17 protein-coding genes are annotated in these 14,193 nt (G+C 28.0%); 6 read left to right on the top strand and 11 right to left on the bottom strand.

Annotation, left to right across the window (positions count from 1 at the left end):
* Nucleotides 1-8 precede the first annotated feature (8 nt).
* The 4 genes from FVF61_RS10420 to FVF61_RS10405 are packed head-to-tail and all read left to right on the top strand — an operon-like array spanning nt 9 to nt 3,778.
* Nucleotides 9-980, top strand: coding sequence for a lysylphosphatidylglycerol synthase domain-containing protein (locus FVF61_RS10420; RefSeq protein ID WP_199757297.1), 972 nt, complete (start codon nt 9-11; stop codon nt 978-980).
* Nucleotides 977-2,101: a glycosyltransferase family 2 protein gene (locus FVF61_RS10415; protein WP_148456079.1), complete on the top strand. Its 1,125-nt coding sequence runs from the start codon at nt 977-979 to the stop codon at nt 2,099-2,101. The genes FVF61_RS10420 and FVF61_RS10415 overlap by 4 nt, the downstream gene beginning before the upstream one ends.
* A gap of 54 nt (nt 2,102-2,155) precedes the next feature.
* A complete protein-coding gene (locus FVF61_RS10410; RefSeq protein WP_148456075.1) occupies nt 2,156-3,043 on the top strand; it encodes a hypothetical protein in 888 nt (295 codons plus the stop codon).
* 3 nt (nt 3,044-3,046) lie between these two features.
* Nucleotides 3,047-3,778, top strand: coding sequence for a Bax inhibitor-1/YccA family protein (locus FVF61_RS10405; protein WP_148456072.1), 732 nt, complete (start codon nt 3,047-3,049; stop codon nt 3,776-3,778).
* Between the two features lie 52 nt (nt 3,779-3,830).
* Here the strand turns inward: FVF61_RS10405 and FVF61_RS10400 are convergent, their stop codons facing one another.
* The 3 genes from FVF61_RS10400 to FVF61_RS10390 all read right to left on the bottom strand — a co-directional run bounded on the left by FVF61_RS10400 (nt 3,831) and on the right by FVF61_RS10390 (nt 6,382).
* Nucleotides 3,831-4,307, bottom strand: a complete 477-nt coding sequence (locus FVF61_RS10400; RefSeq protein ID WP_148456070.1) for a hypothetical protein — start codon at nt 4,305-4,307, stop codon at nt 3,831-3,833.
* A gap of 114 nt (nt 4,308-4,421) precedes the next feature.
* Nucleotides 4,422-6,011: a M56 family metallopeptidase gene (locus FVF61_RS10395; protein ID WP_148456067.1), complete on the bottom strand. Its 1,590-nt coding sequence runs from the start codon at nt 6,009-6,011 to the stop codon at nt 4,422-4,424.
* A gap of 2 nt (nt 6,012-6,013) precedes the next feature.
* A complete protein-coding gene (locus tag FVF61_RS10390) occupies nt 6,014-6,382 on the bottom strand; it encodes a BlaI/MecI/CopY family transcriptional regulator (RefSeq protein WP_148456064.1) in 369 nt (122 codons plus the stop codon).
* A gap of 130 nt (nt 6,383-6,512) precedes the next feature.
* On the opposite strand from FVF61_RS10390, the gene FVF61_RS10385 reads away from it, so the two are divergent.
* Entirely contained in the window at nt 6,513-7,022 is a 510-nt protein-coding gene (locus tag FVF61_RS10385; protein WP_148456061.1) for a DUF456 domain-containing protein, read from the top strand.
* 255 nt (nt 7,023-7,277) lie between these two features.
* On the opposite strand, the gene FVF61_RS10380 is transcribed toward FVF61_RS10385, so the two are convergent.
* The 8 genes from FVF61_RS10380 to FVF61_RS10345 form a co-directional block, all read right to left on the bottom strand.
* Nucleotides 7,278-7,952, bottom strand: coding sequence for a response regulator (locus tag FVF61_RS10380; RefSeq protein WP_148456058.1), 675 nt, complete (start codon nt 7,950-7,952; stop codon nt 7,278-7,280).
* A 14-nt stretch (nt 7,953-7,966) separates the two neighbouring features.
* Nucleotides 7,967-9,985, bottom strand: a complete 2,019-nt coding sequence (locus FVF61_RS10375) for an ATP-binding protein (protein WP_233586794.1) — start codon at nt 9,983-9,985, stop codon at nt 7,967-7,969.
* Between the two features lie 159 nt (nt 9,986-10,144).
* Nucleotides 10,145-10,333 (bottom strand): hypothetical protein, encoded by a 189-nt coding sequence (locus FVF61_RS10370; RefSeq protein ID WP_148456056.1) that lies wholly within the window; start codon nt 10,331-10,333, stop codon nt 10,145-10,147.
* A 617-nt stretch (nt 10,334-10,950) separates the two neighbouring features.
* A complete protein-coding gene (locus FVF61_RS10365) occupies nt 10,951-11,295 on the bottom strand; it encodes a hypothetical protein (RefSeq protein WP_148456053.1) in 345 nt (114 codons plus the stop codon).
* Between the two features lie 3 nt (nt 11,296-11,298).
* A complete protein-coding gene (locus FVF61_RS10360; RefSeq protein WP_148456050.1) occupies nt 11,299-11,691 on the bottom strand; it encodes a hypothetical protein in 393 nt (130 codons plus the stop codon).
* 31 nt (nt 11,692-11,722) lie between these two features.
* Nucleotides 11,723-12,082 carry a DUF3127 domain-containing protein gene (locus FVF61_RS10355; protein WP_148456047.1) on the bottom strand — a complete coding sequence of 120 codons (360 nt, stop codon included), beginning with the start codon at nt 12,080-12,082 and terminating at the stop codon, nt 11,723-11,725.
* 7 nt (nt 12,083-12,089) lie between these two features.
* On the bottom strand, nt 12,090-12,878 hold the full coding sequence (locus FVF61_RS10350; RefSeq protein WP_158635208.1) for a DUF3127 domain-containing protein: 789 nt from the start codon (nt 12,876-12,878) through the stop codon (nt 12,090-12,092).
* A gap of 1 nt (nt 12,879) precedes the next feature.
* Nucleotides 12,880-13,749, bottom strand: coding sequence for a tellurite resistance TerB family protein (locus FVF61_RS10345; protein WP_148456041.1), 870 nt, complete (start codon nt 13,747-13,749; stop codon nt 12,880-12,882).
* Between the two features lie 111 nt (nt 13,750-13,860).
* On the opposite strand from FVF61_RS10345, the gene FVF61_RS10340 reads away from it, so the two are divergent.
* Nucleotides 13,861-14,091, top strand: a complete 231-nt coding sequence (locus FVF61_RS10340; protein ID WP_148456038.1) for a helix-turn-helix domain-containing protein — start codon at nt 13,861-13,863, stop codon at nt 14,089-14,091.
* Nucleotides 14,092-14,193 lie beyond the last annotated feature (102 nt).

The raw sequence follows: 14,193 nt of genomic DNA, 5'->3' as shown, positions 1-14,193 counted from the left end.
TACTATAAATGTATAGAGCCTTACCTTACAAAACTAAACAATTCTTTTTTGTGCTACTTAAATTTAGCATCGTTGTTGGTGCTTTTTATTTTATTTACAACAAACTGACTACAAACCATCAATTGGATTTTAAGGTTTTTAGTGAATTTTTATCCAAAAACAAGATTTTTTCATTAAAAAACATCACTTTTTTATTCATATTAAGCAGTTTTAATTTGTTTTTTGAAATTGCAAAATGGCAAAATTTAGTATCCATTATTAAAAAAATAACATTTAAAGAAACACTTCAACAAAGTTTAGGATCTTTAACTGTGTCTTTATTTACTCCAAACCGAATTGGAGAATATGGAGCTAAAGCAATGTTTTATGTTTCAGGGTTTCAAAAAAAAATTGTGCTTTTAAATTTTCTTGGTAATATGATGCAAATGCTAGTTACTATATGTTTTGGTGTTTTTGGTTTATACTATTTTATTACTAAATATCAAGTAGATATTAATTATCATAAGTCGGCTAGATTTTTAATTATTCTAGTTTTAATATCAACATTCACTTTTTGGGGATTAAAGAAAAAGGAAGTTACTATTAAAAGTATTTCCATAGAAAAAGTATTGAATTTTTTTAAAAACATTTCATTCAAAAAGTATCTATTTTGTTTCAACTTTTCTGTTTTACGTTACTTTATTTTTTCATTTCAGTTTTATTTTTTATTACAATTATTTGGTGTAGAGGTATCTTATAAAAACGCCATGATAGTTATTAGTTCCATGTATTTATTAGCTTCTATAATTCCATCAATATTCATTTTCGATGTGATTATAAAAGGTAGTGTGGCTGTATATTTATTCTCCATAGTAGGAGTAAACGAATTAACCACTTTAAGCATTGTAACTTTTATGTGGCTGTTAAATTTTGTGTTTCCAAGTATTATTGGCAGTGTGTTTGTGTTAAAGTTTAAACTTCCAAAACCTGTGCAACTATGATGATTTTAATTTTTTGCATCACATTTTGTTATCTGTTATTAATAGGAAGCTTTATCTATGGTTTTAATAAAATTCCTAACTTTATTTGTCAAGTAGAAACCGAAAAAATCAAATTTTCGGTTGTAATACCTTTTCGAAATGAAGCTGAAAACCTTCCAGTTTTATTGAATTCGATTTTAAAACTTAGATATCCAGTCGCAAACTTCGAAATTTTATTTATAAACGATGCATCTGAAGATCCTTCAGAAGAAATTATTAAAAAAAAACTCGAAAACACTAATATTAATTTTAAAATCATTCAAAATAAAAGAATTTCAAATTCTCCGAAGAAAGATGCTATTTCTAGAGCAATTGAACTTGCATCTTACGAGTGGATTATTACTACAGATGCCGATTGTTTATTACCAAAATATTGGCTTACTTGTTATAGCAATTTTATACATAAAACAAATTGTAATCTCATTGCTGCTCCTGTAACTTATTATAATATCAATTCTTTTTTAGACATATTTCAAACTCTGGATTTTTTAAGTTTAATTGGAGCTACTGTTGGAGGCTTCGGATTAAAAAAGCCTTTTATTTGCAATGGAGCCAATTTAGCGTACAAAAAAGATGTTTTTAAAATACTAAATGGTTTTGAAGGAAATAATGATATTGCTAGTGGAGACGATGTTTTTTTATTACAAAAAGCCATAAAAAAACATCCTAAATCAGTATTATTTTTAAAAGCAAAAAAAGCCATTGTTTTAACAAAATCTCAACCAAATTTTAAAAGTCTAATATCACAACGTGTTCGTTGGGCTTCAAAAACAACTCACTATAAAAATAGCTTCGGAAAACTAACTGGATTTGTTGTTTTGTTAATGAATACTGCTTTAGTTTCTTCTATTCTTCTTACATTATTTAACGCTTTTAGCTTCAAATATCTGTTGATTACTTTTACTATAAAAATAATCATAGACTATATGCTTCTATTTAAAACCACTTCATTTTTTAATCAGAAATACTTATTAAAAAGCTATCTTATTAGTTCAATATTTTATCCTTTTTTTAGTGTCTATATTGTTATTATTTCACTTTTTCCAAACTACAAATGGAAAAATAGGAGATATCGAAAATAGTGCAAGAATCATTTATTTTTGCTAGATTTACAAGAATTGTAAAACCTCAATCTAATGAAAAAGTTAGTTATTCTATTATGTTTGTTTTTAAGTTTTTCATCTCTTAAAGCTCAAGAAACTTACACTATAAATGGTGAAACACTTCAATTAAAAACTGAAGTTGAAGGCAATTTAGATTTATTATGGAATACGTTTGATGGACAATTCAGATATTTTGTAAAAACAGAAGATGGATCTATTCAAGAATTAGTAAATACTAAAAATCCAGACACAAAAAAATATCAAGAACAATACAAAACTACATTAAACAATTTAACAAAAGAATATAACCTAAATGCCGAAAAAGTAAATTTAACTCTTGCTAGTTTAAAAGATTATATAAATACATATAATTCAACCACAGATTTAAACTATAGTTATGAGCCACGAGCTAAACTTAAATCACGATTAGGTGTTTTTGGAGGCATTACAAATCAACCTTTTGTTAATAACCCAGAAAATACATCTGTTCCGTTTTTTGGAGCAGAATTTGAAGTTTATGGTGACACACGTTTTAAACGTCATGCTGGATATTTTAGTTTAAAGACTGCTTTAGAATCTAATGATTTTCAATATGCCTCTACAGAATTAGGTTTAGGTTACAGATTTCGTTTTATCAATAAAAGCAACTTTAGTATTTATGGCAATTTAACTTTTGTTACTTATACTTTTTTCAATGAAACTATTAGTTTTGAAGACCCACTAAATCCTGGTACTTATATTACAGAAGATGAATCTGGCTCAAACCTTGAAGCACCATTTATTTTTGGTTTAGGAAGCGATATAAAAGTAACTAAGAACGGTTTTATTACAATTGCATATAATAATCTATTTGCCATTTTTATTGAAAACCAAGGAAATTTTCCAATAGATTTTGCTGTTGGTTTTAAATTTAACTTATAATAGATGCGTTTAGACAAAACATCTAATCCTGCATTTAACAATTATTTTTGGGAGAGCGATAAAAGTACTTCAGAAAAGTTGAGTGTTCGTGGAATTATTTTAAAATCACTTTTTTCAATTTTAATTATTGCCTCTATAACAGTTTATGTCTGGCAATTATATTCTAAAGGAACAAATATAAAGTGGTTTGTAACAGGAGGTATGGTTTCTGCTATTGTAATTAGTATTGTCATTTCAGTTAGAAAAGAATGGGCAAAATATCTAGTACCACTCTATGCAATAGCTAAAGGGTTTTTTCTTGGTGGCATAAGTAGTTATGCACATGCTAAATTTCCTAATCTTCCTTTTCAAGCTATTGGAGTTACAATCATTACTTTTTTTGTCATGTTAATGCTTTATCAGACTCGAATAATTGTAGTTACAAAAAAACTTAGAAGTGTAATTATTATAGTATGTGCTAGTATCTTTTTAGTTTATTTAATTTCATGGATTTTAAGTTTTTTTGGCATAAAAACCTTTATTTGGGGAACATCTTGGGTTGCTATTATCTTTAATATGCTGGCAGCTGTTTTTGCTTCCTTGGCTTTACTTTTGGATTTCGATTTTATTGAAGAACATAAAAACAAAGCACCAAAAGACAAAGAATGGTTGGCAACTTGGGGACTTTTAGTTACTCTTATATGGTTGTATGTTGAAATATTAAGGTTGATGAAGAAAATGGCCATTAGGTTTTAATCATTTTATTCTGCACTGAACAAGACACTTCTTCAAGCTTCGTGTAACAACTTTAATTTACTTGAATAATTACAGGTAAAGTAAAAGCTGTTTTTACTTGTTGTCCTCGTTTAATGGCTGGATAAATTTCTGGCAACGAATCTAAACTACTTGCAATAAGTTGATCGATATTTGGAATTTCATTTTGAGTTACAGAATCTACTTTGGCTTCCAACAAGGACAAGGTTCCAGTTTCGGAAATTTGAAATTTAATATAAATGGTATCCTTAACATCTTGTGAAACTACTATGGTGTCTCTTTGAATTTTATTGGCAATAATGGCTGTTAAGGAATTTTGAAAACAACGTTTTTTTTCCTCTTTGGAGACTTCGTCATTACAAGATGCAAAAGAAGGATATTCGTCTACTTCACTCCAATTAAATGTTTTTAATTCTTCATTTAAAATGGCGTCTGATGTTGTTTTCTTGACATCAAAATAATTGCAAGAAACCAGCAACAATAAACCAAATAAAAGGTACAAATGTTTCATACACAGATTTGAAATGGAAAAGTACAATTTTTTTGATAATCCTACATAAATGAAACAATTTAAACATAAAAAAAACCGAAGTTAAGTCTTCGGTTTTTTTATGTTTTATAACACTTATTCTTTAATTTCAAATTTAATAGGCAAGTAATAAGGTACGTTTACTGCCTTTCCTCCATGCATTCCTGGTGTCATTTTTGGTAGCATATTGACAACGCGAACAGCTTCTACTTCCAGTTCTGGTTTTGGAGCTCTTGCTTTGGCTTCAATAATATTACCTTGGTTATCTATTTTAAAGAAAACAGATATTTTAATAGACCCTTTTAAATCTAAGGTTTTAGCTAAATCTGCATTGAAGTTTTTAGCAACAAAATTACTTATTCCCTCATTAAAACAAACTTTTTTTCCAGCTTCATCTGCCTGTGAGTTGCAACCTGGAAAAACAGGGACTTGACTAATTACTGAAAACGGTACTTCGGATTTTCCTTCATACTCTGATGAATTTAATGAAGATCCTTGTGTTATTGTTATTAGTTTTTTTATTGCGAAAATCTCTTCATCTGTTATACTTCCTTCTGTTGGAAGTGACTTAAACAAGTATGTTATTTTTTTATGAATTTCATTCTTATTTTCTGCTTCATTATATTCATCTACTTTATCGAGGAAATCTTGGTTTATATTAAAAGTTGTTCTTCCTAATAATAAAAACAAGCCTTTTTCTCCTTCTTGTGTAACTTCTCCTTGTATTTCAATTTCCTTTTTAATTGCTTCAATTTGTTCTAATATTGAAAGTTCTTTTATTGAATTTTCTTCCATTAGATCTTCTCGTTTTTGATTTTCATCTGAACACGATGAATAAATTAACATGCCAATTACCATGGGAATTAAGAGTGCATACCTTACTAATTGAATTTGTTTTGATTTTGATTTTTGTAACATAACGATTCGTTTTTTGATTAATGATTCTTTAAAAAATGGATTGATAAATGATACCTGCTTGGCATGAAACACTTGCGATAACAGGTTTTGATAATATTGTGTTTTATTGTGCTTTACAGCTTCGGCATCTGCAATAAATTCGTGTACTACAGAAATCCGGTTTTGATACATATAAATAAGTGGATTGAACCAAAACAAGACACGTAGAATTTCGAAAAACAACATATCGAACGTGTGCTTTTGCTTTACATGTACTAGCTCATGTTTTAAAATGGTTTCTCTTTCTTCATTTTCCAATTGCTTACCAATAAATATGAAGTTGAAAAATGAAAAGGCATCACGACTGTCTTCTAAAGTGATAATTTTTAGATTTTGTTCTTGATGTTTTTGATTGCTAAAAATCAATTGGATGATATTTTTCAGCTTATAAACAAAAATTACAAAAGCAATTGCAGAACCTAGATAGAACAGATACATCCAAGACCATGAAAAGCTTGAGATTTGATTAGTTCCCTCAATGAATACTTCATCTAAAACTATTGGGTTTTGTTTTCCAATTACAACTTCAGGAAGTGTAATTATATATTGTTGTGGTACGATGTTTTTAAACATCTCGATTTTAATAGTTGGTAATACAAAAGATAATATAGCTGTTATTAAAAGATAGGCTCTATTCCAATTAAAGAAAGTTTCCTTTTTTAAGAATACATCGTAAACTAATAAAAAGAATAACTGAAATGCAATTGTTTGAATGATATAAGTTACCATAATTAGTCTTTTTTATTAATGTCTTTTAAAACAGATTCCAACTCTTGTAAACTGATGTCGTTTTTCTTCACAAAAAAAGATACCATGCTTTTAAATGAACCTTGAAAATAGTTATCTACCAACGTATTTAAACTCTGATTGCTATAATCTTGTTTTTTAACAATTGGAAAATACACATGTCCTTTCCCTTGTTTTTCATAATCTACAAATCCTTTACTTTCTAAAATTCTAACTATTGTAGAAACTGTATTATAAGCTGGTTTTGGTTCAGGCAATAAATCAATAATTTGTTTGACATTGGCTTTTTCAAGCCGCCATAACATTTGCATGATTTCTTCTTCTGCCTTGGTAAGCTGTTTTGTATGATGCATAATTAATATGAATTATTTTAAAACTAAAATTTTAGTTGAACACAAATATAACTAAAATTTTAGTTTGAACTAATTTTTTAGTTAAAAATGTGATAATCATTTTATATCTTCGTCTTATAAAGAAAATTATATGGACATTTTATTAACCCTTATTGGTTTATTATTTATGCTAACAGGTGTTTTAGGAAGCTTTTTACCTGTTTTACCTGGACCTCCATTAAGTTGGATTGGTTTACTATTACTCTATTTAACAAATGCTGTTCCTAATAATTGGTTGTTTTTAGGTATTACTCTTGCTATTGCAATAATGGTTTTTGCGCTAGACTATATTATTCCGTCTTTAGGAACTAAAAAATTTGGAGGAAGTAGGCATGGTGTTTTTGGTACAACACTTGGTTTATTAGTTGCTATAGTTTTTCCAATACTGGGAGTTTTTGGTATTATTATCTGGCCTTTTGTTGGTGCTTTTATTGGAGAAAAAATTAATAAAACTAATTCTAAAACAGCAGTAAAGGCAGCTTTTGGTTCATTTTTAGGTTTTTTAACTGGTACTTTTATAAAGTTTATTGTAGCTATAATCTACTTTGGGTTTTTTATTATGAAAGTCTGGGAATATAAAAGCAGCATCTTTACTTTCTAAAAAAAGAAACCTCATGACTATTATTAAGGAATAAAAGTCACGAGGTTAGTGTAAATGCTATTATCAACGAAATATCTTTTGAGGGATTAACTAATTGTTGTTGATACTTCAAATATAATACGAACTTTTAAAATTTTGTTACGGTAAAACCACAAATTAATTACGGAAAAACCGTAATAGTCAATAATATCAACCTTTTACAGAGAGTTTAAAGTTATAATGAAGAGTGATTTTAACACTTTTTATTTGATAAAATTATACAAATCCTTTGATTCTAGCTTCATTTAACAAAGTTTCATCGCTTCCATCTTCTACCATAAATAATTCTTTTAAATGCTTTTTACGTTTTTCTATAGCACTCATAGATAAGTTTATATGGTCTGTTAAACTCTTAGTTTTTACACCTTGAGATAGTAAGTGAAGTATTTTTCTGTTTATTTCATCAACAATAATATCGTTAGAAATGTTTTTCCTTATAATACTATTTACAGTTCCACTATAAAAGGGTGGATTATTTATTACTGCCTGAAATGCGCTTGATAACTCTCTTGAAGTTAAATCGCTTTTTATTAAAAACCCTTCAGGATTAATTGTTTTTACAATATTATGTATTCTATAAGACTCATTAAACATGGTAAGAATGACTATTTTTGCTTTAGGCATAATCTTTCTGGCATAAATTGCTAAATCTTCACCAGACGTATATTTTCCATCACTTGAAGGGGGTAAACTAATGTCCATGAATAGCATATCGTAAGGGTTTTCTAACGAAATGGCTTTATTCATAAACTTTATAGATTCATCGCAACTATTTGCTATATCAATTTTTAGATCTTGATGCTCTTTTTTAGTCGCTATTAATGTGTTTTGATATCCCTCAATAATCATTGGATGATCGTCTGTCATTAATATGCGAATAGTTTCTTGCATGAGTAATTTAGTTTTTAGATTGGGGCTTTAATGATTAATTCTGTTCCAGAATCTATAGTCGATTTAATTTCTAGTTCACCATTAATTTCGTTTACTCTAGAGTTTATATTTTTTAAACCAATGCCTTTTCTTGCTTTGCTTACGTCGAAACCAACACCATTATCTGAAATCGATAAGCAAATTACATTATTTTTTTGTTTAAAACTAATATGAACTTCTGAAGCATTAGCATGCTTATATATATTTTGAAGCGCTTCTTGAATAATTCTGTAATAATGAATTTTAGTTTTATTAGACACACTATCCCAATCAATGTTATCGTCATTTCTTAAAATATATTCAAGTTTATAAGCTTTTGTTTGGTTATCTAGAAGAGTTCTGATAATATTTATATAATTTGAACCAGATACAAAATCTGTATTCAGTTCATGAGAAACTTTACGAATATCTTGTTCAATCTCTTTTAAATCTTCTAAATATTTTTCTCTAGACTTGATAGCTTCTGGTTGAGTACTCATATTTAAACTATCCAAACTTAACCTGATTCCAAAAAGTCTTCCTAAAATTCCATCATGCATTTCTTGAGAAATTCGTTTTTTCTCAGCAACTCTGGCTTCATCTATTTTATCTTGTTGAGAAAGCATCAAGTTATAGATTTCCTCGTTTGTTTCCTGTTGTTGTTGATTAAATCTCAACTCCTTATTTTTATTTCTTTGAGTGATAATGATGTATAATAATAGTAAAGTAAAAATCAATCCTATTGAAAGAATCAATAGCCATAGTCTTTCTTTTGCTATTTGTTTGCTTCGTTCAACTATTTGATCTGTTTCAAATTCTATTCTAGCAAATTTGTTTCTAATGGCACGTTCTTTATTCTGGAGACTATCACTTAAATGCACATATTCATTTAAATATAATTTAGATTTTGTAGGATCTTCAATGTTTGATTTTAACATAAGAGCTTGCAAAATCACATCATTAGTATTAGTTTCTTTACCAAGATTATATGCTCTATTGGCAAAGAAAAGAGCAGAATCTTTATATTCAATATCTTTATAAAATTCTGAAGTATTTAAACTAACAGACATAATACTATAAAGGTCATTTAAACTATCGCTTAATTTATAAGCTTCGGAAAACATCCTTGAAATATCATCTATTTTATAATTCTTAGATAAATGTTTTATATATGCATAATCACCTAAAATAAGAGCATAATTATTTGGCTCTTTCAATAGTATCTCTTTATTTTGAAATAATTCTTCATAGATTACTAAAGCTTTACTATATTGTTTTAACTCTTTGTAAATTAATGCAATATTGCTATTAGAGTATAAAGTATATATAAAATTATTTTCAAGCTGATTACTATAAGTTAAAGCCTTTTCATGATATTCTATAGCTTTATCATAAAGCCCTAATTCATCAGAGGCAATTGCAATTAAATTATGCAATGCCCATAAATAATCTAATGACTTATCAGTTATTGGTAATGTTTGTAATAATCTAATAGATGCTACAGCATTTTGTTCACAACCTATATAATCTCGTTGACTAAATTGAATATTAGCCATAAAAAATAAAGATTCAGCTTCTCTTTCTACTTCATTAAGAGCCTTAAAAATTTTATATGTAGAATAATAATAATAATAAGAACTATCTATTTGAGCTTTTTGCTCATGATACCAACCTAAAACATTGGTTATATTTGCAATAGCTAAAGAATCATGCAATTTAGTAGCCAGTTTTAAATTTTCATGATTTAAGTTAAATAAAGAATCAACATTTCTCTCTCTGATATAAAGAGTTGCAAGAAGTCTTTTGCTGTTTAAAATTGTAGAATCTAGTTTAGTTTCTTTCGATAATTTTATGGCATATTTAGCATAATTTATTCCTTCTTTAGTATTTGAAGATTTATCTGCTAATTTTCTGTAAAAATAAATACTATCCAATTGCCTATTAAAAGACGTGTTTTGTGCATTTAATGGTAAGAAAAATAATAAAGTGAGTATGAAGATTATTTTCTGATACAATACAAGTTTATTTCAATGTCATCCAAATTTAAAATATTTTATGACATGAATGCAAAGTATCATATAATATGATTAAAATATTATATATATGGACATGGAAAATCACACCTTTATTAATAAAAAGTGTGCGTTCCCATCATAAAATGTATAATGTTTATTCTATCCGTTTGAAGGAAGACTTTGTCCTTTTTTAACATGCCTATTTACTTCAAAATTATATTCAAAGTTGTCTGTTTTAGAAATAGTTTTTTCTTTGGTTGTTTTAGCAACTGTAGTCTCTTGTAGGTTAATTCCAGATACGGTTACACAAAATAATGCTACTAATAATGTAATTGTTAGGGATTTCATATGTTCTCAATTTTTAAGTTTAACAAATAAATAATGTTTAACAAGTCCTGCTTCAGGCAAAACTTAATTGAGGGAAAAGATGGATTATTAATTTTTAAAATACACGTATAAATTAATTACAAACATATTTTAAGAACATGAGGGAATAAGACTAAACTGTCTTGAATGGAATAATTAACCTTTTTAAGTTGGGTTTCGATTTAGGGACTTAAGAAGGACTGCTAATATAATTCAAACTTGAGTCATAATTGATAAATAATCGTTAAAATGTACTATTTAATCGATGAATTGCGTATATATTATTTTTATAAGTAAAAAAGATTGATTTTATATTTAGTTTTATAAAAAATTCAAAACCACCCTAAAACAAAAAAGCATCCCAATTTTCATTAAAGAAAAAAGGAAAGCTTTCCATTGGTTAACTACTTAACCTATTGATAGACTACTACATCTATCAAAACAACACAACTAAATTTTATTGCCAAAAAAAGCTCCAACTTCTTGGAGCTTTAGCAATTTAGCGGTCTGGACGGGACAATTAATTATAGTTATAATCCTACTTTCTACTAGTGTTCTCATTGATTTATTATTAATAGCATGCCTTTAAACATACCCTTTTAGCTCTTCTTAACTATTAAATTACAAGTAACTTCATCATTAATTAATACATCAATAGTTACCTCTTTAAATGTACACTGATTAACTTTAGATTTAAGATAACTGTAATGAGATAGCTCAAACTCGCAAATTATGCTATAGAGTATATCTCCATTATACTGTAAGATTGGATTACTAAAAAAATCTATTCCAAAAAGTGTATTAAAATCTCCTTTTATATACTCGTAATTTTCATACTCTAATCCATTACTAAAAGTTGATTTAAGACTCTTAAGATTAAACTCATTTAATTCATACTGTTCTCCAATCTTAAAGCGAAATTCTTTTAATAAGGAATTACACATACCTTAATTAAAAGTATATTGATATTGGAAACTTTGTTGGTTTATGGTTTCTTGATACACATTAACATTATCTACAGAACCATAAAAGCGCATTTCAGCTTGAGATGAATCTTCTATATAAAATTCCAAATCAAAACTAGCTGTGTTCTCTGGAATCTCAACACTTACAATATTTAAAGCATAATCAAAATCTGAATTAATAGTAGATTGTGTACCATCTTCTAAAGTAATTGTAGTAGTTAAAATTACCGTTACCCAACTTTCAAGAATTCCTGTTGTAAACTCAACAATGTGGGATTGACTTATTGGTTGTTCTTGCTCTTCTTGGTTATCATCATCACTTGAGCAAGCTGTTAACGATAAAATAGCTATTAATACTAAAAATGTGTTCTTCATAATTTGGGTTTTTATTGTTTGTTTAATTTTTTTAAAATGGTAAGTCATTATCTTTTTCATCTATAAAACTTGCTGGTTCTAATTTTGACATATTAATTGTTGTAGGTTGTTCGCTATTTAAAAGCTCAATTCTCCAGCCTTGAATAGCGTTAAAGTATTTTGCTACTCCTTCTGGATTTATCCATTCTCTACCTCTTAAATTGAGGTCTATTTTGACTTCCTGACTTACAACAAAATTATCTAGCAAATCACATTTATCTTGAATGAATTCTACTAAAATATGCTGTGGGTACTGTTCTTCTGTAGTGATAACAACTTCTCTTTTTCTAAAGCCATTGCCACCTATACTTTGAGTCTCGTTTAAAACTTTTATTGTTCCTTTTATTTCCATTGTTTAATTAGTTTAAAATTTTGATATCCCAACCTGCAAGACTTAATGAATATCCTTGTTTGTCAGTTTCATTTCTGCCCCCTGTCAAGTCTGCGTAAACCTTTACTTTCTGTCCTACTTTAAGTTTATCAAGTAATCCTATTTTACCTTTTAAAAACCTAACCAGTAATTTACTTTGATTAAAATCATCTACATATACTACAATAGATTGCCTATTATAAACTTGATATTGGTTTAATTTAATAACTTCCAAAATATTTATAGTTTCAATAACACCAATAATCTCGATTTTACTAGACCTTTCTAATAATTCCAGAAACTTAAGTGTATAGTGAAATTCTGATTCATCTAATTTTACTTTTACTGGCAAGGACAAAGGATAGCCTATTTCAAGCTTAAACCCACTGATAGTGCTATTATTCTGAAATAAAGAAACAAACTGATTATACTTATAACTATTATCTATTTTATGAAGCTCAAACCAAGCATTTAATTGCTCTACATTGTTTTTCACTAAATCATAAACCTCCAGTTTATCTTTGTAATAAGCTTCTTCTTTATAGAACTCTAAAACTTTGCTTAAAGCTTCATACAAATCAAGAAATTGCGCCTCTTTACTGAACTTTGTCAAGTTTCTAGGACTATCACATGCTGTTGATAAGGTATCAAAAAAGCTTACTTGTGAATGATATTCTTCTTCATGTTTAAGTAACCACCAAGCAATTTTATCTCTAGAGTAAAAACCTTCAATAGATGATAGAGATTCTAACTCTTTAATTAACGTAAAACACCTCACATTAAACTTCGTTAGCCACAAAATCAATAGTACCTTCTAGTAAATTTTGAGCAACTTTTTGCTTCCATTCCATGCCCAAATCTTTCCAATCATTTTTCACAATGTCAATTTTGCCCTCTATTTGAATTGCTGATTCTTTAATTAAAGTCATTGCACGGACTACATTCATTAAGTCTGTTTCTATGTATGGGCTTGGGGGTAACATATTATCTTCCAATTTAGATATATCTTTCCAATATAGTCCTTCAGAATATGATTTACTGCTCGCCCTTTTAACACCTTGTTCATAGCACTTAACTGCCAAGTCATATACAATTCTATATGGCATTTTTTCTTGGTATTTGTCTATCAATATTATTGTTATATCAGTAAGCGCAACTACTTCATTCACTTTAGTAGTTTGACTCGTTGGTTTCCACATCTTTGCCTTCATAGCTTCATAATCATCTTTTAATTGAACTTTAGCTTCACTGAAACCTTTAAGTTTGTCACCATAAATAAATGGCTTAAGTATATCGTCAATAACATTGATATTTTGGTTCAATTTTAGTGCAAGCTTACGACAGAATAAAAACTCTCTTACATCTATTTTACCATCTGTAATCATAAGAGAAACAAGGATATTTAATAACTGTCTAATATCTTCTTCCTTTTTCGGTAGGCTTATTTTTGCTTTCTCGAAAGGAGTTGATAGCACATCATCAATAATAGATTTAATAGTTTTTAGAGGTACGCTAAATTGAACTGATATCTTTGATATTAATTCCATTTCATCTACCGATATATCTCCATCAGATTTTGCTAGATAAAGCAATATTTTGATAGTTTCAGAATTATCATATTTCTTTTTAAACAGATTCAATAGTTTCATTCGATAATAATTTTAACGTTACACAACAAACATACTTATTTTATCATTTATGATAACCAAAATAGTACACTTAATTATCATTTTTGATAACTAGATATTAGATAGAATAAAATGGATGATAAGGAACAACTTCAGTTAGCAATTGGAAAGCGAGTAAAAAGTTTAAGAGAAGAAAGAGATATTCCTCAACAAGACCTTGCCGCTAAATGCAACATAGAAAAATCTAATTTAAGTCGTTTAGAAGCTGGAGGAACCAACCCTACTTTATACACATTAAAAAGAATTGCTGATAATTTAGGTATTAGCTTATGTGACATTGTAAACCTTGAGGATAAGAAGTAAGATTTAGCTATTAATACTAATCTATACTACTTCCAAACTGTAAATTTTTTGCTTAAAAAGCCTACTCACACACTCATTCATAAATAAACAAAAGACAAAAAG

Source organism: Xanthomarina maritima, assembly GCF_008084905.1.
GTDB classification, from domain to species: domain Bacteria; phylum Bacteroidota; class Bacteroidia; order Flavobacteriales; family Flavobacteriaceae; genus Xanthomarina; species Xanthomarina maritima.
The sequence above is the reverse complement of the archived record's forward strand: the minus strand, read 5'-3'. Positions and strand labels throughout refer to the sequence as shown.